The 25239-nt window shown below is 66.5% G+C and carries 19 protein-coding genes; 9 read left to right on the forward strand and 10 right to left on the reverse strand.

Going from position 1 to position 25239, the window contains the following annotated elements; translation table 11 throughout:
• Window positions 1-42 precede the first annotated feature (42 nt).
• From B0E41_RS08195 to B0E41_RS08210, 4 genes are read right to left on the reverse strand one after another with little or no spacing between them, the layout of a single operon-like run.
• Window positions 43-906, reverse strand: coding sequence for an alpha/beta fold hydrolase (locus tag B0E41_RS08195; protein ID WP_077330588.1), 864 nt, complete (start codon window positions 904-906; stop codon window positions 43-45).
• On the reverse strand, window positions 903-2462 hold the full coding sequence (locus B0E41_RS08200) for a GMC family oxidoreductase (RefSeq protein WP_077330589.1): 1560 nt from the start codon (window positions 2460-2462) through the stop codon (window positions 903-905). Before B0E41_RS08200 ends, B0E41_RS08195 begins: the two co-directional genes overlap by 4 nt.
• Window positions 2463-2483: 21 nt before the next feature.
• Window positions 2484-3068, reverse strand: coding sequence for a twin-arginine translocation signal domain-containing protein (locus tag B0E41_RS08205; protein ID WP_077330590.1), 585 nt, complete (start codon window positions 3066-3068; stop codon window positions 2484-2486).
• Between the two features lie 28 nt (window positions 3069-3096).
• Window positions 3097-4557, reverse strand: coding sequence for a benzaldehyde dehydrogenase (locus B0E41_RS08210; RefSeq protein ID WP_077330591.1), 1461 nt, complete (start codon window positions 4555-4557; stop codon window positions 3097-3099).
• Window positions 4558-4848: 291 nt separating this feature from the next.
• Here B0E41_RS08210 and B0E41_RS08215 point away from each other — a divergent pair, with 291 nt between their 5' ends.
• Window positions 4849-6795 (forward strand): sigma-54-dependent Fis family transcriptional regulator, encoded by a 1947-nt coding sequence (locus tag B0E41_RS08215; protein WP_077330592.1) that lies wholly within the window; start codon window positions 4849-4851, stop codon window positions 6793-6795.
• Window positions 6796-7229: 434 nt separating this feature from the next.
• Here the strand turns inward: B0E41_RS08215 and B0E41_RS08220 are convergent, their stop codons facing one another.
• The 3 genes from B0E41_RS08220 to B0E41_RS08230 all read right to left on the reverse strand — a co-directional run bounded on the left by B0E41_RS08220 (window position 7230) and on the right by B0E41_RS08230 (window position 11393).
• Window positions 7230-8456, reverse strand: a complete 1227-nt coding sequence (locus tag B0E41_RS08220; protein WP_171984708.1) for a fumarylacetoacetate hydrolase family protein — start codon at window positions 8454-8456, stop codon at window positions 7230-7232.
• Window positions 8457-8511: 55 nt separating this feature from the next.
• The gene (locus tag B0E41_RS08225) at window positions 8512-10293 is read right to left on the reverse strand and encodes an IlvD/Edd family dehydratase (RefSeq protein ID WP_077330593.1); all 1782 of its coding nucleotides are present in this window, start codon (window positions 10291-10293) and stop codon (window positions 8512-8514) included.
• An 86-nt stretch (window positions 10294-10379) separates the two neighbouring features.
• A complete protein-coding gene (locus B0E41_RS08230) occupies window positions 10380-11393 on the reverse strand; it encodes a TRAP transporter substrate-binding protein (RefSeq protein ID WP_077330594.1) in 1014 nt (337 codons plus the stop codon).
• Window positions 11394-11554: 161 nt separating this feature from the next.
• Between B0E41_RS08230 and B0E41_RS08235 the strand changes: the two genes are divergently transcribed.
• The 6 genes from B0E41_RS08235 to B0E41_RS08260 all read left to right on the forward strand — a co-directional run bounded on the left by B0E41_RS08235 (window position 11555) and on the right by B0E41_RS08260 (window position 18333).
• A complete protein-coding gene (locus B0E41_RS08235) occupies window positions 11555-12523 on the forward strand; it encodes a LysR family transcriptional regulator (protein WP_077330595.1) in 969 nt (322 codons plus the stop codon).
• A gap of 193 nt (window positions 12524-12716) precedes the next feature.
• Entirely contained in the window at window positions 12717-13427 is a 711-nt protein-coding gene (locus B0E41_RS08240) for a FadR/GntR family transcriptional regulator (protein WP_077330596.1), read from the forward strand.
• Window positions 13428-13672: 245 nt separating this feature from the next.
• Window positions 13673-15223, forward strand: a complete 1551-nt coding sequence (locus B0E41_RS08245; protein ID WP_253194701.1) for a sugar ABC transporter ATP-binding protein — start codon at window positions 13673-13675, stop codon at window positions 15221-15223.
• Window positions 15224-15242: 19 nt separating this feature from the next.
• Window positions 15243-16226: an ABC transporter permease gene (locus B0E41_RS08250; RefSeq protein ID WP_077330597.1), complete on the forward strand. Its 984-nt coding sequence runs from the start codon at window positions 15243-15245 to the stop codon at window positions 16224-16226.
• Window positions 16227-16285: 59 nt separating this feature from the next.
• Window positions 16286-17230, forward strand: a complete 945-nt coding sequence (locus B0E41_RS08255) for an ABC transporter substrate-binding protein (protein ID WP_077330598.1) — start codon at window positions 16286-16288, stop codon at window positions 17228-17230.
• Window positions 17231-17322: 92 nt separating this feature from the next.
• A complete protein-coding gene (locus tag B0E41_RS08260; protein ID WP_077330599.1) occupies window positions 17323-18333 on the forward strand; it encodes a zinc-binding alcohol dehydrogenase family protein in 1011 nt (336 codons plus the stop codon).
• 21 nt (window positions 18334-18354) lie between these two features.
• Here the strand turns inward: B0E41_RS08260 and B0E41_RS08265 are convergent, their stop codons facing one another.
• Entirely contained in the window at window positions 18355-19815 is a 1461-nt protein-coding gene (locus B0E41_RS08265) for a PLP-dependent aminotransferase family protein (protein ID WP_077330600.1), read from the reverse strand.
• 101 nt (window positions 19816-19916) lie between these two features.
• On the opposite strand from B0E41_RS08265, the gene B0E41_RS08270 reads away from it, so the two are divergent.
• Together B0E41_RS08270 and B0E41_RS08275 are read left to right on the forward strand one after the other, a co-directional pair.
• Window positions 19917-20564, forward strand: a complete 648-nt coding sequence (locus tag B0E41_RS08270) for a pyridoxamine 5'-phosphate oxidase family protein (RefSeq protein WP_077330601.1) — start codon at window positions 19917-19919, stop codon at window positions 20562-20564.
• 118 nt (window positions 20565-20682) lie between these two features.
• The gene (locus tag B0E41_RS08275; protein ID WP_077330602.1) at window positions 20683-21459 is read left to right on the forward strand and encodes a DUF72 domain-containing protein; all 777 of its coding nucleotides are present in this window, start codon (window positions 20683-20685) and stop codon (window positions 21457-21459) included.
• A gap of 182 nt (window positions 21460-21641) precedes the next feature.
• On the opposite strand, the gene lpdA is transcribed toward B0E41_RS08275, so the two are convergent.
• Entirely contained in the window at window positions 21642-23477 is a 1836-nt protein-coding gene (gene lpdA, locus B0E41_RS08280; protein WP_077330603.1) for a dihydrolipoyl dehydrogenase, read from the reverse strand.
• Window positions 23478-23486: 9 nt separating this feature from the next.
• Window positions 23487-25160 carry a dihydrolipoyllysine-residue acetyltransferase gene (aceF, locus tag B0E41_RS08285; RefSeq protein WP_077330604.1) on the reverse strand — a complete coding sequence of 558 codons (1674 nt, stop codon included), beginning with the start codon at window positions 25158-25160 and terminating at the stop codon, window positions 23487-23489.
• Window positions 25161-25239: the final 79 nt, after the last annotated feature.

Consider the following 25239-nt stretch of genomic DNA (forward strand, 5'->3'; position numbering starts at 1 on the left):
ATCATGTCTCCGGCATGTGGCCCACCATCGCGATCATTGAGTTCAGGATGACGGCAGATCGACACCCGTGTCGGCCAGGAAGTCCAGCGCGATCCTGCTGAAATCCGCCGGCCGCTCCACCATGGGCGCATGCCCGCAGGGCGCCAGCACCACCGGCTTAGCGTGAGGCACCAGCCGCATCACCGTGTCGAGGTGGCTCACGGGCAGAAACCGGTCCTGCCGGCCCCAGACCACGCAGGTGGGCGCCTGAATGCGCCGTGCCTTGGCGTGCGAGTCGTCGATGACCGATGGGCGAAAGCCGCCCAGGTGGATCAGGCCTCGCAGGGTTTTCAGGAACGCCGCCTGTGCGCCGGGTTGCCGGGCCAGCGCGACTTTCTCCCGCACCATCTCTGGCGTGATGCACGCCGGATCGGCCACCGCCGTTCGCCACAGCCGGGCGGTGCCAAACGCGGTGGGCCTGGTGAGCAGCTCGCCCAGCACCGGCAGCGAGGCCAGCCTGAAATCGAACAGGGTCGGGTTGGCCAAGGCCGCCGGTGCCGAGAGCACCAGCGAGCGCACCCGAGCGGGCGCGACCGCAGCGCACTCCATGGCCACCCGCGCGCCCAGCGAGTTGCCCACCAGCGACGCCCGATCCAGCCCCATGGCGTCCATGAACCCCAGCGTGAACAGGGCCAAAGCCGCCACGTCGTAGCTCGCATCGGCGGGCTTGGCCGTGAGCCCACACCCCAGCAGGTCCAGCGCATACACCCGGTGCCGGGTGGCCAGGGCGTGGATGCTGTGTTCCCACTCCAGCACCGAGCAGCCGATGCCGTGGATGCACAACAGCGCGGGCCCTTCCCGGCCCACCTGCCAGTACCGGACTGTGTGGCCCTCAACGGTGGTGAACTGGTCACCGGGTCGGTTCATGCCCTTGCCTTGATCATCTGCTCGCACACGTAGTGCGCCAACGCGTACACCGTCTCCGACGGGTTGTAGCCGATAGAGGTGGGCAGCAGGCTGGCGTCGACCACGTAGAGGTTTTTCACGTCGTGCGTCTCGCCGTGGGGGTTGACCACCGTCTTCTTCGGGTCGCGCCCCATGCGGCAGGTGCCCTGTGGGTGGAACGAGGTGTACTTGTAGCGGGCGGGTTCGTTCTTCAGCCCGCCAATCACCTTGTCCACGTCTTCCACGCGGTCGATGCTGGAGATGTGGGTGGTGGGCAGGAGCAGCCGCTGAGCGCCCGAGGCGAACAGGATCTTGGCCGTGGCGATCAGCCCCTTTTTCATGGATTCGAAGTCCTGGTCGTCCACGAAGTAGCTGATGTCTTTCTTGCCATCCTTCCAGCTCACCTGGCCCACGTTCTGGTCGTGAATGAGGCTGATCAACCGGATGGTGTTCTTGTAGCCCGACATGTAGGCCACATACGGCTTGCCCGTGCCTGGCTCGGCCTGGAAGCTGGCTTCCACCGGTTCCTGGATGGCGTTGAGCAGGATGTAGCCGCCTTTGTCGGGCAGGGTGTTCTGGTCCATGTACAGCGAGTGGGTGGCGCCGTGGAAGTCGCGCACCTCGTGCGGAAACTCGGCGGTGACCGACATGGACGGGTGGCAGGCGAAGTTCTTGCCCACCTGCCCGCTGCTGTTGGCCAGCCCGCTTTTGAGCAGCAGCAAGGGTGTCTGGATGGGGCCGGCAGCCATCACCACCAAGGGCGCATCCACCTGGATGTCTGCTTTCTTCAGGCCCGTGGCCGGGTCGATGATCTCGCCCTTGACACCCACCGCTTTGCCATCTTTCGACAGCACTTCGGTGACGCGGGTGTCCGAGTGGATGACGGCGCCGTGCGCCACCGCCCACGGCAGGTAGGTCACCAGCATGGACTGCTTGCGGTCGGTGGTGCAGCCGCTGAAGCAAAAGCCCGTCATGGCGCAGTCTTTGATGTTGCGCCGGGCCTTGCCCTGGGTGTAGCCCAGCTTGTCCATGCCCTGGCCGATCAGCAGCGCGCCTGGGCTGGTTTCCTGCGGCCCCACGGTCTTGATGTGCAGGTTGCGCTCCACCTTTTCAAAGATGGGCTTCATCACTGCCGGGGTGAGGTTGGTCAGGCCGAATTCCTTGGCCCACAACTTCAGGTAGTAGTCGGGCGTGCGAAAGCACAGCGCGGCGTTGACCACCGTGGAGCCGCCCACGCAGGCCCCCTGCAGCACCGAGATGTCGCCCGCCGAATTGGTCTGCCCGCCATGGTCCTGGTAGAGCGTGCCCATGGCCACGGCCAACATTTCGGGGAACTTGTCGGAGGTGATGTACGGGCCCGCCTCCAGCACCACCACCTTCTTGCCCGCCTTGGCCAGCTCGTAAGCGGCAATGGCGCCGCCCGCCCCCGAGCCCACCACCACGGCGTCGGCCTTCAGGTGGATCTGACTGTCTTTGATATCGGCGGCCTGGGTGACCTTGAGGCCTTGCTTTTCAACTTTGATCGCGTGATTTTTCATGTTGTCTCCGATGTGGGGGGCTCAGCGCGTGGGCAGCGGGGCGTTGCCGAGGGACTTCAGACCGTTGCGCTTCGATATCGGGCCGTCGTATTCCAGCGGCGCCCAGGACGCGGGGTTGGCCCAGTACGACAGCTGCACCAGCTTTTTCAGGCCCGAGGCCAGCGCGCGGTGCGGCACTTCTTTGGCGTTGCCCCAGGCGTCCAGAAAGGCGGTGGCCGTGGCGTCGTCCAGCGCCGTGAAGCGCTTGCCGTGCTGCGCCACCGGGCCTTCGTTGAAGTACTGCAGCCCGCCCTTGAGGCCCGCCAGCACATGGGGCGGCATGGTGCCCAGCAGGGCCGCCTCCAGCGTGCCCAGCAGCACCTCGGGTGTCCAGGGCGCGAGCGGGCTGCCGCCCACGGGCAGCACCACCTCGGCCACGCGGCGGAAGATGGCGGCCTCGGCGGCGTTGATGCTCTTGAGCGCCGGGGCCTGGGCCTGCGCCACCGACGCGGCGCCACCGGCGGCCACGCTCACGGCGGCGCCGGCAAAGGCCATGAAGTCGCGGCGCGACAGGCGCCCGACGATCTGCAGGGCCTGGTTCAAAGGGGATGGGGTGTCCAGATGCATGGTGTGTGTCCTCTTGGCGTGCGTGGGGTCAGAAGGGGTAGACGATGGGTTGCTCCATCACGCTGACCCACTGGGTCTGGGTGAACTCGTCCAGGTTGGCCGGGCCGCCAAAGCGCCCACCGTTGCCCGAGGCGCCCATGCCACCAAAGGGCACGTGGAACTCGTTGTTCACGGTCTGGTCGTTGACGTGGATCATTCCGGTGTGCAGCCGGTTGGCCACGGCCATGGCGCGCGACACGTTGGCGCTGTGCACGGCGGCCGCCAGCCCGTAGGGCGAGGCATTGACCAGTTCGACGGCCTCGTCTTCGGTGTCGAACACCGTGATGGGGGCCACGGGGCCAAAGATCTCGTCGGCGAACGCCGGCATGTCGGCGGTCACGCCCGACAGCACCGTGGGCTGGAAGAACAGGCCTTCGTGCGTGCCGCCGGTCAGCAGCCGGGCGCCCTGGGCCACGCTGCGGTCCACGATGTCCTGCACGCGGTTGCACTGTTTGGCGTTGATGATCGGGCCCAGGTGCGCGGGGCCGGCGTGCGGGTCGCCCACGTAGAGCGCCTTCGCCCGGTGGACCAACTTGTCTGCGTAGGCTTCGGCCACCTTGCGCTGCACCAGGTGCCGCCCGGCCTGCATGCAGATCTGCCCCTGGTGCAGAAAGGCACCCCAGGCGCCGTTGGAAGCGGCGGCGTCCAGGTTGGCGTCGTCCAGCACGATGAGGGCGTTGTTGCCGCCCAGCTCCAGCGCCACCTTTTTCAGCAGCCCGCCACAGGTGGCGCCGATGCTCTTGCCCACCGCCGTCGAGCCGGTGAAAGAAATCATGGTCACGTCCGGGTGGCGCACCACCGCGTCCCCCGTTTCGGGGCCGCCCGGCAACACGTGCAGCACGCCGTCGGGCAGGCCCGCGTCGGCAAACACCTGGGCAATCAGGTGGCCGCCGGTCACCGCCGTCTGGGCGTCGGGCTTGAGCAGCACGGCATTGCCCAGTGCCAGCGCCGGTGCCACCGAGCGCATGGCCAGCAGCAGCGGGAAATTCCACGGCGCGATCACCCCCACCGTGCCCATGGGCACACGGCGCCAGAGGTTGGTGCGCCCCGGCATGGACGATGGGAACAGCTGCCCGTTGGCCTGCATGGGCAGCGCGGCGGCCATCAGCATCTGCTCGTAGGTGGCGTGCAGTTCCCATTCGGCCTTGGGGCCGATGGAGCCGCATTCGCGGATGTTCCAGATGTTGATATCAGCGGCGCGCTCTTTCAGCAAACGCGCGGCCTCGCGCATCACCGCGGCGCGCTGGTCAAAGGGCGTGGCGGCCCAGGCGGCGCGGGCGGCCTTGGCACTGGCGGCGGCGCGGCTCACGTCGGCCGGATTGGCGATGCCGGTGCGTTCCAGGGACTGGCCGGTGGCGGGTTCCCGCACGTCCTGCACACCGCCAGCGGCGTCTGTCCATCCGTTGCTGAAAATCTTGCCTGACCAAACGGCAGGGCTGCTTGCACTCATGGGTTGTCTCCGTCTATGTGTTTGTGGTGGGGCACCAGCGCTGTTTCTGCAAGCGCTGTGCCAAAACGGCAATCCAGTGCATGCGCGCCCTCTTTCTGCGGGTTTGTCCGGGGTTTTGTGCCCCTCGGTAGCCGTCCACCGGGCCCATTCCCACGCAGCCCCGGCGGAGGCGTCTCACGGAGACGCCCATTTCGTCTCAACCCGGGACGATCCGTCTCAACGCCGGGAAAACCCGCATAAGTCGCCCCTCAACATGCACTAAAGTGCATCATCCCCCATCCGGTGCCGCCCATGAACCACCCAGCCCCCACACTGCCGAGTCCACGCATCGACTACCGGCCCGAGCGCATCTGGGAAGCCCGCCAGCACTATTTCAACGAGGGCATGCTGCCCGACGGGCTGCTGGAGCAACCCTTGCTGCGGTCGTGGGAGCGTTGCCGGCAGTCGGGCCGCGCGCCCCAGGAACATGTGGTGTTCGACCCGGTGGAGCGCAGCCACCTCAGCGCCCTGCTGGAGCGCGAACACCGCTTGCTGCAGGCCGCCCGCCCCGAACTCGATGTGCTGGCCGGGCGCGTGTCTGAGGTGGGTTACGCCGTGTTGCTGACTGACACCGTGGGCCAGGTGCTGGCGGTGGCCGGCGCGCTGGACCGCCACTGCCAGCCCATGCGCCAGGCCTTTCGCCCCGGAGTGGACGTGTCGGAAGCCGCCATCGGCACCAGCGCCATGGCCGTGGCGCTGGCCGAGCAGCGCACGGTGCGCGTGCTGGGCCCCGAGCACTACTTCGCCAACAACCAGATCTTTCATTGCTGCGCCGCGCCGGTGTTCGACCCGCGCGGGCGCCTGCTGGGCACGGTGGACGTGACCCGCGACGCGCCGCAGTTGGCAACCGGCGTGATGGGACTCACCCACCAGTGCGCCCAGCAGATCGAACACCGGCTGTTCGACGCCCTGCCCGTCTTTCTGAGGATCGAGCTGGCCGACACCCAGGGCGCCGCCCTCGCCTTCGACCGCGACGGCGTGCTGCTCGCCGCCAACGGCGCCGCCCGCCACCTGTTCGACATGCCGGTGGTCCGCGAGGGCCGCAGCTTTGAAGACCTGTTCGAAGGGCGCTTTGACACCTGGGCCTCCCGGGCCAGCCGCCAGCCCGCCGGCCGGCTCCCCCTGCAACTGCATGGCGGGGTGCGGCTGCAAGGCGTCGCCCTGCCCCTGGCCCAGCGCGCGATGGCCCGTGCAGTGGCCAGCCCGGTGGCCCCCGTCGTCAGCGCGCACCGCACCGCCAACCCCACCGAGGCCACCACCCCGCTGCCGCCCGAGCACCCCGTGGCGCTGCGCGCGCTCGAAGCGGGCCTGCCCGTGCTGGTGACCGGCGAAACCGGCGCCGGCAAAGAGGTGGCCGCGCGCGCCCTGCACCAGGCCAGCCAGCGCGCACAGGCGCCATTCCTGGCCATCAACTGCGGCGCGCTCACCCCCGAGCTGATCGCGTCGGAACTGTTCGGCCATGTGGAAGGCGCCTTCACCGGGGCCGTGCGCGGCGGCAGCATCGGCAAGTTCGAAGCGGCGCGGGGCGGCACGGTGTTCCTGGACGAAATCGGCGACATGCCCTTGCCACTGCAGGTGGCCCTGCTGCGCGTGCTGGACCGGGGCGAGGTGCTTCCCGTGGGCGCCACGCAACCCCGCGCGGTGGACGTGCGGGTGCTCTGCGCCACGCACCGCAACCTGCAGGCGCTGGTGGCCGAAGGGCGCTTTCGCGAAGACCTGTACTACCGCATCAGCGGCTTCGTGCTGGCGGTGCCCCCGCTGCGCGAACGCGACGATTTCGACGCCATCGTGGACAGCCTGTGCCACCGCATCGGCGCCGACGCGTCCCGCCTGGGCGGCCCATTGCGGGCCCAGCTGCGCCAGCGCCCCTGGCCCGGCAACGTGCGCCAGTTGCAGCACGCGCTGACGCTGGCTTTTGCGGTGGCCGAACCCCTGCGCCCCCTGGCGCTGGACGACTTTGCTCAGGCGCCGTCAGCGGCTGCAGCAACCCCGGTATCACCCTGGCCCTCGCAGCCAATCGACTCGAAGGCCGGCCTGTCGTTCCACGACGCCCAACGCAAGGCCATAGCGACCGCCTTGCAACAGACGCGGGGCAACGTCACCGCGGCGGCGGCCTTGCTGGGCATGGGGCGCGCCACGCTGTACCGCCGGCTCAAGTCGGACCCGGAGCTGGCCGCCAGCGGCGATCCGCGCGGGTAGTGCAGCTGCGGGGGTGGTTGCTGAGTGGAGGGTCGTGCCGACGTCTACCGCGCCGACGCCACCTCGTCAGCAAAAAAACTTACCCCACCCCACTGTGGGCTTCTGTGTGGATAAGTCTGTTCACAAGCCTCAAGCCCGGCGCCGGGCTTGGGTTTGCCTGGAGCGCCCGTTTTTTAAGCAGTGCTCAACTTCTCGCCGAAAGCCAGCGCCGGCTGTGTTAAGGGCTGAGGTAGCCCACCCGCCTTGTCACACAGGGCCATGCCCACATCCCGTCGCGGTTCGCCACCGCGCCTGGAAATCCTTGGAAACCCCGGCATGCGCACTCACCGGTACAGGGCCATATGAGCCAGCTCGTTCAAGGCATGGCATTCAGCACGCTTCCTGGCGTGCGCCACTCGGGCGTGTGCGCAGACTTTGGCCCGCGGGACCGCGGGTCAAAGCACGGCGCCACTCAGCAGGCCGCGCTGGGTCAGGTTGCTGATGAAGGCGCGCAAACCAAAGCGCCAAGGCGCGGCGGTTTCGCTGTGTGTCACGCGGTTGTGCAGGCCGCCCAGCCAGGCGCTCTGGATGGTGACGATGTCACCCAGCTTGTGGGTGAAGCCACTGCCAGGCTGATCACGGTCTTCGATGGGCGCGAACAAGGTGCCCAGAAACAGCATGAACCCATCGGGGTACTGGTGCGCCGCCAGCGTCTGCGCCACCAGGTCGGTCGGGTCGCGGCTGATGCTGGCCATGGTGTTGATGCCGCGCAGCTCATAGCCGTCCACCCCCGCCACCCGCAGGTGCACGGTTTCGCTGCGCACCTGGTCCATGCCAAAACCCGCATCGAACAGGCGGATGAAGGGGCCCAGGGCGCACGATGCGTTGTTGTCTTTGGCCTTGCCCAACAGCAACGCGCTGCGGCCTTCGATGTCGCGCAGGTTCACGTCGTTGCCCAGCGTGGCGCCCACGATGTCGCCCCGGCTGTTCACCGCCAGCACCACCTCGGGCTCAGGGTTGTTCCAGGCCGAATCGGCGCGGATGCCGATGTCCTCACCGCAGCCGACCGAAGCGAGCACGGGCGCCTTGGTGAACACCTCGGCGTCGGGGCCAATGCCCACCTCCAGGTACTGGGACCACAGGCCTTTCTCTTGCAGCAGCGCCTTCAGGGCCATGGCTTCTGGCGACCCGGGCCGGATGTCTGCCAGGTTCTTGCCGATCAGCCCGATCACCTGGCTGCGCAGCGCCTGCGCTCGGCTGGCATCGCCCCGTGCCTGCTCTTCGATCACGCGCTCGATCAGGCTGGCCGCAAAGGTGACGCCTGCGGCCTTCACCACCTGCAGGTCGCACGGGGCCAGCAGCCAAGGGGCTTCGGCTTTTCGCTGGCCTGGCAAGCTGTTCTGGACCAGCTCATCCACACTGCACAGGCGCTGCCCAGGGGTGCGATGCACAGCATGGGCGGGCTGGGCCGTGTCGAGCAGCGTGCTCATGGTCGGGTAGCTGGCGCTCAGATCGAACACCCCCTCGGGCCGCAGCGCCACCACGGCCGGGCCGGGAATGGCGCCGTGCGCCCACACACGGCCCACCAGAGTGCCCTGCAATCCGTCGGCAGGCAAGACCCGGGCAAGCGCTTGGGCGTGGTCGTCCGCACCGGTCACCGAGGCCGCTGTCATGTTGTTCATACGAGTCCTTCAAAGGTTCAAGTCGCCACCCCCGCGCAACGGTGTGCGGTGGGGTTCAGTGGTTGTGGCGTGGGGTTTTTTCAGAGATGCGCCGGTACGCCAGGGCAAAGTCCAGCGTCGCGCCGTCGGCCAATTGCCCCGTCTTTTCCCGGTACAGGGCTTCCCAGGGGGAGTGGCTTGGGGGAATGGGCGGCGCTGGCAGCTCGCGTCGGCGTCGCTCGATGTCTTCGGGCGCCACCAGCGCATCGCAGCGGCCGGTGTTCAGGTCGATGCGGATCGTGTCGCCGTTCATCAGCCAGCTCAGTCCCCCGCCCACCGCACTCTCCGGCGACGCGTTGAGGATGGAGGGGCTGTCTGCCGTGCCCGACTGGCGCCCGTCGCCCAAGGTGGGCAGGGTGTTGATGCCGCGGCGGATCAGCGCGTCGGGCGGTTGCATGTTGACCACTTCGGCAGAGCCGGGCCAGCCAATGGGTCCGGCGCCGCGCATCACCAGAAGACAGCCTTCGTCGATGTTCAGCGCCGGGTCGTTGATGCGCGCGTGGTAGTCGTCGGCCCCTTCAAACACCACGGCGCGGGCTTCGAAAACGCCCTCTTGCCCTGGGTGGCTCAGGTAGCGTGCGCGAAACGCTTCGGAGATCACCGAGGTCTTCATGATGCCGAAGTCGAACAGGTTGCCGCTGAGCACCAGAAAACCTGCCTTCTCCATCAGCGGATGGCTGAACGGGCGGATCACTTCGCGGTCGCGTGTTTCGCGGCCTTGCAAGTTGTCGCCGATGGTCTTTCCGGTCACGCTGGCACAGTCGTTGTGCAAGCGGCCCGCCTGCTGCAGCTCCCACATCAGCGCGGGCACGCCACCGGCGCGAAAGAACCGCTCTCCGAGGAATTTGCCCGCGGGCTGCATGTTCAGCAGCAACGGCAGGTCGTAGGCATGTTCGGTCCAGTCTTTGGCCTCCAGCACCACATCCGCATGGCGTGCCATGGCCATGATGTGCACCTGCGCGTTGCTGGATCCGCCGGCCACGCTGACCACCGACAGCGCGTTCAGAAAGCTCTCGCGCGTGAGGATACGTGAGGGGCGCAGGTCTTCGTAGGCCATCTCGACGATGCGGCGCCCGGTCTCGTAGGCCATCTGGCCGCGCTCGCGGTAGGGCGCGGGAATGGCGGCGCAGCCCGGCAGCGACAGGCCCAGCGCCTCGGCCACGGCGTTCATGGTGGAGGCCGTGCCCATGGTGTTGCAGTGGCCCGCCGATGGGGCGCTGCTGCAGGCGCGCTGCAAGAATTCTTCTTCGTCGATCTCGCCCGCGGCGAGCTGGCGGCGGCTGCGCCAGATCACCGTGCCGGAACCCACCAGTTCGCCGTCGTGCCAGCCGTCGAGCATGGGCCCGCCCGACAGCACGATGGCCGGTATGTCCACCGTGGATGCGGCCATGATGCCGGCGGGCGTGGTCTTGTCGCAGCCCGTGGTCAGCACCACGGCATCGATGGGGTAGCCGTACAGGATCTCGACCAGGCCCAGGTAGGCCAGGTTGCGGTCCAGCGCCGCCGTGGGGCGGCGGCAGTTTTCAAAAATGGGATGGACCGGGAATTCCATCGGGATGCCCCCCGCGTCGCGGATGCCATCGCGCACACGGCGCGCCAGGTCCAGGTGGATGCGGTTGCAGGGCGACAGGTCGCTGCCCGTTTGCGCAATGCCGATGATGGGCCGGCCCGAGCGCAGTTCTTCGGGCGTGAGCCCGTAGTTCATGAAGCGCTCCAGGTACAGCGCGGTCATGTCCGAGCGCGCGGGGTCGGCAAACCAGTCGCGTGAACGAAAAGGGCGACGGGGTGTCTTTTGCATGGGGCTATCAGCAGCGCAAAAAGGGACGACGGGAGCTGCCTGCGCGCGGCATCGGGCCGCCGCGCGTGGCAGGGAGCGAAGGCAGTCTACTTGGCGGGGGTGCCGCGCGCCTTGGCCAGTTCGCCCATCAGCTCGCTGGTGGTGTCTTCGCCAAACTCGCGTCCGTACTTGGCCAACACCGGTTGCAGCTTGGCGCGCAGCTTGACCTGCTCGGCAGCCGGCAACTCGGTGATCTGCATGCCAGCCTTCTTCAACTCGCCCAGGGCGGTTTCGCTGAAGGCGCGGATGGTCTTGCGCTCAAACAGCGTGGCTTCCCGCGCCGCTTCCTGCACGATCTTCTGCTCCTGGGGCGACATGCCGTCCCAGGCCTTCTTGGACATCAGCAACACCCAGGCGCTGTACATGTGGCGTGACAGCACCAGGTGCTTCTGCACCTCAAAGAACTTGCTGGCCAAGATGGTCGCCGGGGGGTTCTCCTGCCCGTCCACGGCGCCCTGCTCCATGGCCGTGTACAGCTCGGTGAAGGGCATGGGCGTGGCGTTGGCGCCCAGGGCGCTGAAGGTGTCCAGGAACAAAGGGCTCTGGATCACGCGCAGCTTGAGCCCCGCCAGGTCGTCGGCCTTGTTGATGGGACGGCGCGAATTGGTCACATGGCGAAAGCCGTTTTCCCAGAAGCCCAGCCCGACGAGGCCCTTGTCCGGCAGCATGGCCAGCAGCTTCTGGCCAAAAGGGCCGTCCAGCACGGCGTCGGCTTCCGGCTCGTTGTTGAAGGTGAGCGGCAGGTTGATCGCACCAAACGGTTTGATCAGCGACATCAGCGTGGAAGAGTCTGGAACGGTCATCTCCAGCGTCCCGCCGCGCAGGGCCGAGGTCATGCTCACGTCGTTGCCCAGCGTGCCGTTGGCAAACAGCTTGGCGGTCATCTTGCCGCCGCTCTTGGCGGCCAGCTTTTCGGCAAAGTGCCGCACGGCCTGCGCTTGCGGGTGGTCGTCACTCAGGCCGATGCCGACCTTGAACGTGTGTTCCTTGATTTGTGCAGACACCGGCGCGGCCAGGGCGGCCAGCACGGTGGCGACCACGGCGAGGGTTTTGAATTTCATGATCTTTGTCTCCGTTGGAATGGCTGTTTCGCGACGGGCGTACCCCGCCGTCGGCGCCCTTGCGATCCCTTGGGTGGAAGCGTCTTGACGCAGGGCGAAGATTAGGGACGGCACCGGTGCGGGTCCACTGAATCTTTTGCTACGATCCATTCCAAACGCTTATGAGTCCAGACGAATTTCCGGGTAAACCCTTGTCACTGGCACAAGCCTGTGCCCGGCTGCGGTTCCGGCATCTGCAGTTTCTGGACATCCTGGGGCGCACCCGCAACCTGCGGCTGACGGCCGAGCAGATGCACGTGACGCAGCCAGCGGCCACCAAGATCCTGATGGACATCGAAGCGATCCTGGAGGCGCGCCTGTTCGACCGCCTGCCGCGCGGCATGCGGCCCAACGAACTGGGGCTGTTCAGTTTGCGTTACGCCAGCGCCGCGCTCGACGGTCAGCGCAGGTTTGTTGATGAATTCAACGCCCTCAAGCAAGGCGGCCACGGCCACCTGACCATTGGCGCCATCACCGGCTCGGCAGCGCATCTGCTGCTGGCCTCCGTGGTGGAGATCCAGCGCCTGCGACCGCTGCTGGTGCTCAAAATACTGGAGCAGAGCAGCGACCAGCTCATCTTGTGGCTGGCCGAGCGCAAGATCGACCTGATGATCGGGCGCTTCACCGACGAGGAGCAGCGCAGCCAGTTTCACTACGAGCGCCTGTCTGCCGAGCCCATGTGTGTGGTGGGCGGCCTGCGCCACCCTCTGCGCGGCGCAACGGACCTGGCGCTCACCGAACTGGCCCACTGGCCCTGGATTCTGTACCCGCCCTCCACCGCCGTGCGCAAAGTGTCGGACGACCTGTTTGGCGGTGCGGGACTGGCGCTCACCGCAGGGGTGGTGGAAACGCCCTCCTTCCTGTTTGCGCTGGAGCTCATGAACGCCACCCACATGATGTCGCTGCAGCCCGCCGCCCTGGTCGAAAAGTACGTGAACAGGGGCCTGCTGGCACGCATCCCGGTGAACTGGCCCAACCGCATGCCCGACTACGGCCTGATCTCGCGGCTGGGAGAACCGCTCACGCCATCCGCACAGGCGTTCATTTCAGTGCTGCGCGAGACGGCAAGCCTTGCACCTGACGTGGTGTGACGAGAACTCCAACCGACTGACTGGTGCCTCAGGGGCTGTTGGCGTGGCCCACCCGCACCAGCCGGTCCATGCCACCCCATTGCAGAAACTGGTAAGGCCAGTACAGTAGAGCAGAAATTGGCCTGACCATATTGACCACCAATCCCGGGTTTGGCCTTGGCGTCACATAAACTGCAGCCCACGCGGAGAACCCATGCTGGACCAACTCAAACAAGTGGACAACCGTCGGCTGTATCAACAAATTGCCGACCAGATACGCGCCTACATTGACAAGGGCAACTACACCGCCGGCATGCGCCTGCCGCCCGAGCGGGATTTGGCCCAGCAACTGGGTGTGTCGCGCCCCTCGGTGCGCGAAGCGCTGATTGCGCTGGAGATCGAAGGCAGCGTGGAAGTGCGCATGGGCGCTGGCGTGTATGCGTGCAACCTGGCCCAGCGCAAACCCCAGGCTCTGGCCACCATGGGCGAAAGCCCCATCGAACTGATGCAAGCCCGCGCCGCCATCGAAGGCACGGTGGTGATGATGGCCTGCGGCAAGACCACGCCGGAAGCCCTGCAGGCGCTGCGCCAGATTCTGGACAACATGCTGGCCGCCATCGCGCAAAACCGGTCACCACTGCCGTTTGACCGCCAGTTCCACCAGACCCTGGCCGCGATGACCGGCAACGCCGTGCTGGAGCGGCTGGTGGGCGAGTTGTTTGACGAGCGCCACAGCCCGATTGCCGAACGCCTCAGCGCCCATTCCGAATCGGGTCAGACCTGGGCAGCGGCGCTGCACGAGCACGAAGCCATTCTGCGTGCCCTGGAAAACCGCGACGTGCTGGCCGCGCAAACCGCGCTGCGCATGCACCTGCAGGCATCGGAACAGCGCTGGGTCGAAAACAACCGCCGCGAATGGTCTTGACCCCATAAACGCCAACCAGCTCACCACGGATCGCGTGGTCAGGCCTGTGCATCTGCACGGGCCTTTTTTGCGTCACTTCTACCTGCATCCCACCAAGATGCCGGGTAAATACCGATACATCCGACTGTATTGGTAAGGCCAAATTAACCCAGTTGCGTCAGGTAGCCTTACCAATTGGCCATGACGCAACCTCCGTCGTTTCGGTGTCTTTGCCTGCCCTACAGGAGTTTGCATTGCTGTCATCTGTGTCCGATCCCGTCCATGCCGAGGCGCCCCGCCCTGCAGCCACCGCTGCCGTGCTGTTGCGGCTGGAGGGCATCACCAAGCGCTTCCCCGGGGTGCTGGCGCTCGATGGCGTCCACCTGGAGGTGCGTCGCGGCGAAGTGCATGCGGTGTGCGGCGAGAACGGGGCCGGCAAGTCCACGCTGATGAAGGTCATCAGCGGCCAGTACCCGCCCGACGCGGGCACCCTGCACTACCGGGGCGAGGTCTGTCAGTTCCGCACCACCGCCGATTCCGAGGCGGTGGGCATTGCCATCATCCACCAGGAGCTGAACCTGGTGCCCCACCTTTCGGTGGCCGAAAACATCTTTCTGGCGCGTGAGCCACGCAAGGGCTGGCTGATCGACCGCGCTGCGCTGCGGCGCAACGCCCAGCAGTGCCTGGACCGGCTGGGCCTGGACATCTCGCCGGATGTGCTGGTCAAAACCCTGTCGGTAGCGCAGCAGCAGATGGTGGAGATTGCCAAGGCGCTGTCGCTCAACGCCCAGGTGCTGATCATGGACGAGCCGACCTCGTCGCTGACCGAGTCGGAAACGGAAAAACTGTTTGCCATCATCCACGAGCTCAAGCGCGCGGGCGTGGGCGTTGTCTACATCTCGCACCGGCTCGACGAGTTGGCGCAGATCGTGGACCGTGTGACCGTGCTGCGCGACGGCCGCTACGTGAGCACCGACCGCTTTGCCGACACCAACGTGGAACAGATCGTGGCCAAGATGGTGGGGCGCTCGCTGGACGACGTGTTCCCCAGACGCACTTCGGTGCCCACGCCCGAGGTGCTGCTGCGTGTGCAGGGACTGACGCGCCAGGGCGTGTTCCACGACGTGAACTTCGAACTGCGGCGCGGCGAGATTCTGGGTTTCGCCGGCCTCATGGGCGCGGGGCGCACCGAGGTGGCGCGTGCGATCTTCGGGGCCGACCCGATCGACGCGGGCCAGGTGTTCCTGGGCGAACAACGCCTCGCCATCCACTCCCCGCGCGACGCGGTGCGCCACGGCCTGGCCTACCTGTCGGAAGACCGCAAGCACGATGGCCTGGCGCTGAAGATGACGGTGGCGCAAAACATCACACTGGCCAACATGGAGGCGGTATCCAACCGCGTCGGCATGATCCGCTTCGACAAAGAGCAGGTCGCCGCGGCGCACTACATCAAAGCCCTCGACATCCGCACCCCCAGCAGCAGCCAGATCGTGCGCCTGCTCTCGGGCGGCAACCAGCAGAAGCTGGTGATCAGCAAATGGCTGTTCCGCGAATCGCGCGTGCTGTTCTTCGACGAACCCACGCGCGGCATTGACGTGGGCGCCAAGTACGCCATTTACCAGCTGCTGGACGAGCTCGCCAGCCAGGGCATCGGCGTGGTGATGATCAGTTCGGAGCTGCCCGAAATCATGGGCATGACCGACCGCGTGGCGGTGTTCCACGAGGGGCGGCTGGTCTCTGTGCTGAACACCCGCGAAACCAGCCAGGAAGAGGTCATGCACCACGCCTCGGGCCGCAGCATCCCCGCCCCCGTCTGAAACGCTACCGGACCACCCCATGACCGAACGACAGAAAGACCTGCTCCAGAAATTTGCCGCGCTGGCCAGCCTGCTGGGCCTGATCGTGATTTTTTCCTTCACGAGCAGCGCCTTCTTCACGGTGGGCAACGGCATGACCGTGGCCCTGCAGGTGACCTCCATCGCTTTCCTGGGCATTGGTGCCACCTGCGTGATCATCACCGGCGGCATCGACCTTTCGGTGGGCGCCATCCTGGCGCTGGCGGGGGTGGTGGCGGCCCTGGCCGTCAAGGCCGGTGTGCCCGTGCCGCTGGCCATGCTGGCCGGGCTGCTGGTGGGTGCCTTGTGCGGCCTGATCAACGGACTGTGCGTGACCGTGCTCAAGCTGCCGCCCTTCATTGCCACCCTGGGCATGATGCTGGTCGCGCGGGGTGTGGCCCTGCAGATCACCGACGCCAAGGCCATTGGCGGCCTGGGTGACAGCTTTGCCGAACTGGGCAACGGCTCGCTGTGGCGCGTGGTGAACATTGGCGCCGACGGCTTTCCCGATGTGGTGTTCGTCGGCATTCCCTACCCGGTGCTGCTGATGGTGGTGCTGGCGGTGGCCGTGTCCATTTTGCTCAACCGCGCCACGCTGGGCCGGCACCTGTATGCCGTGGGCTCCAACATGGAAGCCGCCCGCCTCTCGGGCGTGAACGTGCAACGCGTGACGCTGTTTGCCTATGTGTTTTCCGGCCTGCTGGCCGGCCTGACCGGCTGCGTGCTGATGTCGCGCCTAGTCACCGCCCAGCCCAGCGAGGGGCTGATGTACGAACTCGACGCGATTGCGGCCGCGGTGATTGGTGGCACCTCGCTCACCGGGGGCGTGGGCACGATCTCCGGCACCGTGATCGGCGCCTTTGTGATCGGCATCCTGCGCAACGGTTTGAACATGGCCGGTGTCTCGGCCTTCACGCAACAGATTCTGATTGGTCTGGTCATCCTGCTCACGGTGTGGATCGACCAGATGCGCCACCGCAAGTGATCCCTACCGGCAGGGTCTACCGGGACATTCGCACCACCCCACCCACAAAGAGGAATGACATGAAACAACTGCTGAGCACCCTGATTGCGGCCACGCTGGTGGCCGCGTCGTCCCTGGCCATGGCGGCCGACAAGGAAATCGCCGTGATCGTGAAGACGACCAACTCCGACTTCTGGCAAAACGTGAAGAAGGGCTCGAACGATGCCGCGAGCAAAGCAAAGGGCTACACCGCTACCTTCCAGGGCGCGGCTTCCGACACCGACCTGGCCGGCCAGGTGGCGCTGGTGGAAAACGCCGTGAACCGCAAGGTGGCCGGCATCGTGCTGGCGCCGTCCGACCCGGATGCGCTGATCCCCGCCATGAAAAAAGCCTGGGAAGCCAAGATCCCCGTGGTGTTGATCGACTCTGCGGCTTCCGACGCCGGCAAGGCCTACTACCAGTCCTTCCTCGCCACGGACAACAAGACCGCTGGCGAAATGTCGGCCAAGACCCTGATCGACAAGATCGGCACCACCGGCAAGATCGCCGTGATGTCCTACACCGCCGGTTCGGGTTCGGAAATCGGCCGCGTGGGCGGCTTCACCGACTACATCAAGAAGCACTCCAAGCTGCAGATCGTTGGACCGTTCTATTCCAACTCGCAGATGGGCACGGCGCTGAACCAGACGACCGACGTGCTGGCCGCCAACCCCGACCTGAAGGGCATCTTCGGCGCCAACGAACCCACCGCCATCGGCATGGGCCGCGCGCTGACCCAGGCGGGGAAGTCAGGCAAGGTGGTGGCCATCGGCTTTGATGGCAACGCCGACCTGCAGGGCTTCGTGAAGGACGGCACCATCGAGGCCATTGCGGTGCAAAGCGCGTATGAGATGGGCAACCTGGGCGTGAAGACCGTGGTGGAATTGGTGGAAGGCAAGAAGGTCCCCCCCTTCCGCGACACCGGTGTGCTGATGGTGAACAAGAAAAACATCGACAGCCCCGCCGCCAAGAACGTTCTCTACTGAGCCTCCCGCTCTTCTCCTGAAGCACACCTCCGGCGTCACACGCCGGAGGATGGCGTTCCCTGGCCCGATCAATTCGAACCCAAAGGACACGTATGCTGACCGTGATCTGCGAAACCCCCGGCGTGCTGCGGGCCCAGGAGCAGCCCCGCCCCACCCGCCAGGCCGACGAGGTGCTGCTGCGCGTGCGGCGTGTGGGCGTGTGCGGCACGGACCTGCACATCTTCACCGGCAACCAGCCCTACCTGGCCTACCCGCGCGTCATGGGCCACGAAATCTCGGGCACCGTGGAAGAGGCGCCCGAGGGCAGCGGCCTGGGCACGGGCGACGAGGTGTTTGTCATGCCCTACCTCTCGTGCGGCGACTGCATCGCTTGCCGCCAAGGCAAGACCAATTGCTGCGTCAACATCCAGGTGCTGGGCGTGCACCGCGACGGCGCCTTCACCGAGTACCTCAACGTGCCCGCCCCGTTCGTGCGCAAGGCCGAGGGCGTCTCGCTGGACCAGGCGGCGATGGTGGAATTTCTGGCCATTGGCGCCCACGCCGTGCGCCGCGCCGATGTGTTGCCCGGCCAGCGCGTGTTGGTGGTGGGCACCGGGCCGATTGGCATGGCGGTGCTGCTGTTTGCCGGCCTGCGCGGCGGCCAGGTGACGGCGCTGGACACCCGGCCCGAGCGGGTGGTGTTTTGCCAGCAGCACCTGGGCGCCCACGCCGGCGTGCTGATTGGGCCGAACGACGTGGAGGAACTGCGCGCGCTGACGGACGGCGACTTCTACCATGTGGTGTTTGACGCCACCGGCAATCCGCGCGCCATGGAGCGGGGCTTCCAGTTCATCGCGCACGGTGGCAAGTACGTGTTGGTGTCGGTGGTGCGGGACAACATCACATTCTCCGACCCCGAGTTCCACAAACGCGAGGCCACGCTGCTGGGCAGCCGCAACGCCACCATGGAAGATTTTGAAACCGTGTTGAACGCCATGCGCGCCGGCCAGGTACCCACCGCGGCCCTCAACACCCACCGCATGCCGCTGGCCGACGTACCCACGGCGTTTGCCACGCTGATGGACCCGGCACAGGGGGTGGTCAAGGCGCTGATCGAATGCTGACCTGGGCAGGGAAAGGCGTCTCTAGGCAAAGCGGCGCACGGCGGTGGCCAGTTGCTTCACCAGCCCCGGCATCTGTTCCACCGGCACCTGCGCATAACCCAGCAAGAAACCACGCCAGGGTTGCACGCGCTGGCCGATGGCCTGCTCGCTGAGCGCCGGGGCCACGATACCCTGGGCCTGCAGCGTGCGGCTCATGGCGGCATCATCCGCACGCGGGTTGCGCAGGCGCAGCGCCAGGTGCATGCCGGCGGAGCCGCCGTACACATCGGCCACGTCGCCCAGCTGCTGCTCCAGTGCGGCCACCAAGGCATCGCGGCGCTGGCGGTAGAGGCGGCGCATGCGCCGCAGGTGCAGGCTGAACTGCCCACTGCGCATGAACTCGGCCAGCGCCAGTTGGTCGGCTGCGCGCCCACGCGGATGGGTGCGTGCCAGCATGGCGCTGAGCGGCGCCACCAGCGCTGCGGGCACCACCATGAAGCCGATGCGCAGTGCGGGAAACATGGTCTTGCTGAAGGTACCCAGGTAGAGCACGGGCGCATCGGCTGCCAGGCCCTGCATGCAGGACAGCGGCGGCCCGTCGTGGCGGAATTCGCTGTCGTAGTCGTCTTCAACGATGAGCGCCGCCGCGCTGCGCGCCTGCGCAATGAGGGCCATGCGCCGCTCCAGGCTCAACACGCTGCCCGTGGGGTACTGGTGGGAGGGCGTGACGTAGATGAGCTTGGGCGGGTGGCGCTGCCAGTCGGCTGCGGTGGGGGCCATGCCCTCGCTGTCGACCACCACGCCCATGGGTTTGAGCTGCGCGGCCTTGAAGGCGGCCAGCGCGCCCTGGTAGCCAGGGCTCTCGATCCACACCTTGTCGCCCGCATCGGCAAAGGCGCGGGCGCACAGGTCCAGGCTGCTTTGCGTGCCGTCGGTGATGACGACCTGGCTGGCGTCCAGCAGCGCGCCGCGCGCCACCCTCAGGTGGCTGGCAATCGCCTCGCGCAGCGCGTGTTCGCCCGTGGGCTCGGCGTAGTTGAGCTGCGCGGTGCTCAGGCCACGCCAGGCGCGGTCCAGCAGGCGGCGCCACAGCGTGACCGGAAACTCTTTGAGCGCGGGCACACCGGGGGCAAAGGCGGCCGGGGTCTCGGGTGCGTCGCGGGTGGGCACGGCCAGTGCGCGCCTGGACAGGCCCACGCGCAGCGGCGCGGTGGTGTGCGCCAGGGGCACGGCGGCCAGCGTGGCGGCCTGTGCCACCACGGTGCCGCGCCGGTCTGGCAGCACAAAGCCTTCGGTCGCAAGCTGGTCGTAGGCGTAGAGCACGGTGTTGCGCGACACGCCCAGCTCTTGCGCCAGCGTGCGCGTGGCGGGCAGGCGCACACCACTGCCCAGCGTGCCCGCGCGGATGGCGCTGCGCAGGCATTCGTGCAGCTGGCGCTGGCGCGACCAGCGCGTGTGGGCTGACGTGGCGGTGTAGCGGGAAAACAGCAGTTGATAGTCCACAGCGGGCTTTGGTTAGTGGCACCAAAAAACAGTGCAAGTCTGGATCTTAATTTGGAACCACAAGCACTCTACATTGCAGCCCTTCATTCACTCGCACTGCCATGACCGACACCACCAAGCCCACGCCCCCCAGCGACCGCACCCGCGTGCGCCGCATTGCCGAAAACGCCCATTACGACGCCCCCACGCTGCACGCCATCTTGGACGCGGCGTATGTGTGCCACGTGGCCTTTGCCGACGAGAAAGGCACGCACTGCATTCCCACCGCCTGCTGGCGCGAGGACGACCACCTCTACATCCACGGCTCCAACGGTGGGCGCCTGATCAAGCTGCTGGCCCAGGGCACGCAGGCCTGCGTGACGGTGACCCACATCGACGGCCTGGTGCTGGCGCGCTCGGCGTTCAACCATTCGATGAACTACCGCTCGGCCATGGTCTATGGCTCGTTTGAAAAGGTGGACGACAAGCGCGCCGCGCTCGACGCCTTCATGCGCCACCTGGCCCCGGGCCGCGAGCACGAAGCCCGCCGCGGCAACGATAAGGAGTTTGCCGCCACCACGGTGATGCGCATCAGCCTGGCCGAGGCCGCTTGCAAGGTCCGCACCGGTGGCCCCAACGACGATGCCGAAGACATGGGCGTGGCTGCCTGGGCCGGTGTGTTGCCGCTGACACAGCAGCGAGGGGCACCCGTGGCCGACCCGTTGTGCACGGTGCCCGCACCGGCATATGTGCAGGGCTGGGGCGGGTGAGCGGCGGCACCCGCATGCCTTGGTATAAGAATGCCTTTCGATCACGTCAGGGTGAACAACACCCGGAATCTGGCAGACCGTATCGGATCAAAAATCACGGCCGTTGAAGGGGAACACAGTGAACACCACCGCAAGCAGCAGCAAGCACATCCGCATCGGCATCGGCGGCTGGACCTTTGAGCCGTGGCGCGACAACTTCTACCCCTCTGGCCTCGCGCACAGCAAGGAATTGCACCACGCCAGCCGTCGGCTCAACGCCATTGAGGTCAACGGCACCTACTACAGCAGCTTCAAACCGCCCACCTTCGCCAAGTGGCACAGCGAGACGCCCGACGGCTTCATGTTTTCGCTCAAAGCCAACCGCTTTGCCACAAACCGCCGGGTGCTGGCGGATGCGGGCGATTCGATCGCCCGCTTTGTGGAGAGCGGCATTTCTGAGCTCAAGGACAAGCTCGGCCCCATCGTGTGGCAGTTCATGCCGAGCAAGCCGTTCGAACCGGGGGACTTCGAGGCCTTCCTCGCGCTGCTGCCAAAGGCGGTGGACGGCCGCCAACTGCGCCACGCCCTGGACGTGAGGCACGAGAGCTTTGCCACGCCTGCCTTCCTTGCGCTGACGCGCCGTTATGGCTGTGTGCCCGTGCACACCGATTCGCCGAAATTCCCCGCCATTGCCGATGCAGAAGCCGACTTTGCCTACCTGCGCCTGATGCGCAGCGAGGCTGATGTGCCCACCGGCTACACGCCCGAGGCCATCGCCCAGTGGGCCCATGGCGTGCGCACCTGGACCAGCGGCGAGCGTCCGCGCGACGTGTTCGTGTATTTCATCAACGGCGCCAAGGAGCGGGCACCTGCAGGCGCGGTGGCTTTGATGGCGCAGCTCGGCCTGCAGGTTTAATCGCGAGGGTTTGGTACATCAGACATTGGGGAATGGGTCACCTGCAGGGCTACCGGGTTTTTCCCTCTTGATCGCCAGCGCGATCACCACTGAATTCACACACCTGCTCAAGCTGACCCGCGCAGCAAAAAGCCCGAGCCGTTGTCGGCCCGGGCTTTTCTTTTGAGCAGCACCGAAGCTGCTTACTTCTTGCTAGGCGGCAAATCGGTACAAGACCCATGCGCCACTTCCGCTGCCATGCCGATGCTCTCGCCCAGCGTGGGGTGCGGGTGGATGGTCTTGCCGATGTCCACCGCGTCGGCGCCCATCTCGATGGCCAGCGCCACTTCACCGATCATGTCGCCCGCATGCGTGCCGACCATGCCGCCGCCCAGGATCTTGCCGTGACCATGGGCCTCGGGTGAATCGTCGAATAACAACTTGGTCACGCCTTCATCGCGGCCGTTCGCAATCGCGCGGCCTGAAGCCGTCCAGGGAAACAGGCCCTTCTTGACCTTGATGCCCTGGGCCTTGGCCTGGTCTTCGGTGAGGCCCACCCAAGCCACCTCGGGGTCGGTGTAGGCCACGCTGGGGATCACGCGGGCGTTGAAGGCGGCCGCGGCCAGCTCTTTGTTGCCCTGCAGTTCACCGGCAATCACCTCTGCCGCCACATGCGCCTCGTGCACCGCCTTGTGCGCCAGCATGGGCTGGCCCACGATGTCGCCGATGGCGAAGATGTGCGGCACGTTGGTGCGCATCTGAATGTCGACGTTGATGAAGCCGCGGTCGGTCACGGCCACGCCGGCCTTGTCGGCCGCGATCTTCTTGCCGTTGGGCGTGCGGCCCACGGCCTGCAGCACCAGGTCGTAGACCTGCGGCGCGGGGGCGGTGCCGCCCTCATCCGCTGCGGCGAACGTCACCTCGATGCCTTCGGGCGTGGCCTTGGCCCCCACCGTCTTGGTCTTGAGCATGATGTTGTCAAAACGCTTGGCGTTCATCTTCTGCCAGATCTTCACCAGGTCGCGGTCGGCGCCCTGCATCAGGCCGTCGAGCATTTCCACCACGTCCAGGCGCGCGCCCAGAGTGCTGTAGACGGTGCCCATTTCCAGGCCGATGATGCCGCCGCCCAGGATCAGCATGCGCTTGGGGACTTCCTTCAAGGCCAGCGCGCCGGTGCTGTCCACCACGCGCGGATCGTCGGGCATGAAGGGCAGGCGCACCGCCTGCGAGCCGGCGGCGATGATGCACTTCTTGAACGCGATCACCTTCTTGCTGCCGGTCTTCTCCTGGCCCGTGCCGGTGGTCTCTTCCACTTCGACGTGGTTGGGTCCGACAAAAGCACCATAGCCGCGCACGGTGGTGACCTTGCGCATCTTGGCCATCGCCGCCAGGCCACCGGTCAACTTGCCGATGACCTTTTCCTTGTGGCCACGCAGCTTGTCCACATTGACCGAGGGCGCGCCAAAGTCCACGCCCAGATCGGCCATGTGGCTGACCTCATCCATGACCGCCGCCACGTGCAGCAGCGCCTTGGACGGGATGCAACCCACGTTCAGGCACACACCGCCCAGCTGGGCGTAGCGCTCGACGAGCACGACCTTGAGGCCAAGGTCGGCCGCGCGGAAGGCGGCCGAGTAACCGCCGGGACCGGCGCCGAGTACGAGCACATCGCACTCGATGTCGGCGCTGCCGCCGAAGCTGGCGGCGGTGGGGGCCACCACCGGCGCGGCAGCAGGAGCCGCAGCGGGTGCGGTCGCAGCAGCGGGTACTGCAGCTGGCGCGGCAGGAGCACTGGCAGCACCCTCACCGTCCAGCACCAACACCACCGAGCCTTGCTTGACCTTGTCGCCCAGCGCAACCTTGAGCTCTTTCACCACGCCGGCGTGCGACGAAGGAATCTCCATCGAGGCCTTGTCGGACTCCACGGTGATCAGGCTTTGTTCAGCCTTAACGGTGTCGCCAGGTTTGACCAGCAGCTCGATCACGGCCACTTCGTCGAAGTCGCCAATGTCGGGAACTTGAATATCGATCAGTGCCATCGCGATTCCTTAAAGAAGAACGCGACGGAAGTCGCCGAGGATCTGGCCGAGGTAGGCGTTGAAGCGCGCCGCCGCGGCGCCGTCGATCACGCGGTGGTCCCAGGTCAGCGACAGCGGCAGCATCAGGCGCGGCTGGAAGGCCTTGCCGTCCCACACCGGTTCCATGTTGCTCTTGCAGACGCCGAGGATGGCGACTTCAGGTGCGTTGATGATGGGCGTGAAGTAACGGCCGCCGATGCCACCGAGGCTGGAGATGGTGAAGCAGGCACCGCTCATGTCGGCCGGGCCCAACTTGCCGTCGCGCGCCTTCTTGGCGAGTTCGCCCATTTCCTGGCTGATCTGCAGCACGCCCTTCTTGTCGGCGTCCTTGATGACGGGAACGACCAGGCCGTTGGGTGTGTCGGCCGCGAAGCCGATGTGAAAGTACTGCTTGTAGATCAGCGCATCACCGTCCAGCGAGCTGTTGAACTCGGGGAACTTCTTGAGCGCGGCCACGCAGGCCTTGATCAGGAACGCGAGCATGGTCACCTTCACGCCGCTCTTCTCGTTTTCCTTGTTGGTGGAAACGCGGAAGGCTTCGAGGTCGGTGATGTCGGCGTCGTCGTGGTTGGTGACGGCCGGAATCATGATGGCGTTGCGCAACAGGTTGGCGCCGCTGATCTTCTTGATGCGGCCCATCTCCTTGCGTTCGATGGGGCCGAACTTGGCGAAGTCCACCTTGGGCCAGGGAATCAGGCCCAACTCGGAGCCGCCACCACCGGTGGAAGCCGGGGCCTTGGCCTTTTGCGCTGCCGTCTGCACCGCGCCGGCCATGACGGACTTGGTGAAGCCCTGCACGTCGTCCAGCGTGATGCGGCCCTTGGGGCCCTTGCCCTGCACTTCGGCCAGCGGCACGCCGAGTTCACGGGCGAATTTACGCACCGAGGGCGAGGCGTGGGGCAGGCCCAGCGCGGACGTGCCGGTGGGGTTGTGGGCGGGCGCGGCTTCTACCGATGCAGTGGCAGCCGCGGGAGCGGCCACGGCAGCAGCGGCGGGCGCAGCCGCCTGAGCGGGTGCAGCGGCAACGGGTGTCGGCGCCGCAGCACCTGCGGCGCCCTCCAGGATCGCCAGCAAGTCACCAATGTTGACCGTGTCGCCGACCTTGACTTTGAGTTCCTTCAGCACACCAGCGTGCGACGAAGGGATCTCCATCGAAGCCTTGTCGGACTCGACCGTGATCAGGCTCTGCTCGACCTTGATGGCGTCGCCGGGCTTGACGAGGACCTCAATGACGGCGACGTCCTTGAAGTCGCCGATGTCGGGCACGAAGACCTGCACCGGGCCGGCAGCAGCGGGCGCGGCCGCAGGCGCAGTTGCAACAGCCGGCGCTGCGGCGGGCGAAGCCACCGGTGCGGAGGCTGCAGCTGCCGCGGCCGCGGCCGCCGGCGCCGGAGCAGCGGCGTCGCCAGCGGCTTCCACCACCAGCACCACCGAGCCCTCTTTCACCTTGTCGCCCAGCGCCACGCGCAGTTCTTTCACCACGCCAGCGGTACTGGACGGGATTTCCATCGAGGCCTTGTCGGACTCGACCGTGATCAGCGACTGTTCGGCCTTGACCGTGTCGCCCACCTTGACCAGCAGTTCAATGACCGCCACTTCGTCGAAGTCGCCGATGTCCGGGACCTTCACTTCTACCAATGCCATGTCTGTCTCCAATCAGATGTTCAATGTGCCGCTTGCGATGCCTTCTACCGGGGAAACCGCCGGGCTGGCTTTGCCAGAC

Source organism: Hydrogenophaga sp. A37, from assembly GCF_002001205.1.
Classification (GTDB): domain Bacteria; phylum Pseudomonadota; class Gammaproteobacteria; order Burkholderiales; family Burkholderiaceae_C; genus Hydrogenophaga.